1 protein-coding gene is annotated in these 234 nt (G+C 68.4%); it reads right to left on the bottom strand.

What is annotated here, in order from left to right; translation table 11 throughout:
• Positions 1-234: hypothetical protein (locus L3N51_RS12475; RefSeq protein WP_238027529.1), on the bottom strand; the 234-nt coding region annotated here is incomplete at both ends.

Here is a 234-nt window from a genome sequence, read left to right as displayed (position 1 = left end):
GAGGATGTCGGGCTGGACCGCATCGGGCATCAGCTCGAGCACCTGCGCGCCGACCGTCGGATCGAGGTTGGCGATCAGCACTGCGGCGATCTGCGGATGCTCCTTCTCGATCATCGCGGCGATCTCGCCCGCGTCGAGCCAGTCGAGCAGGTCGAGCTGGCACGATTCCTGGGCCGGCACGATCCGCGCGAGCACGCTGTCGGCCTTTTCCTGGCCGAGCGCGCGCGTCATCAC

Source organism: Metallosphaera javensis (ex Hofmann et al. 2022) (assembly GCF_022064045.1).
Lineage (GTDB): Archaea > Thermoproteota > Thermoprotei_A > Sulfolobales > Sulfolobaceae > Metallosphaera > Metallosphaera javensis.
This window is presented reverse-complemented; position numbering and strand designations above follow the sequence as displayed.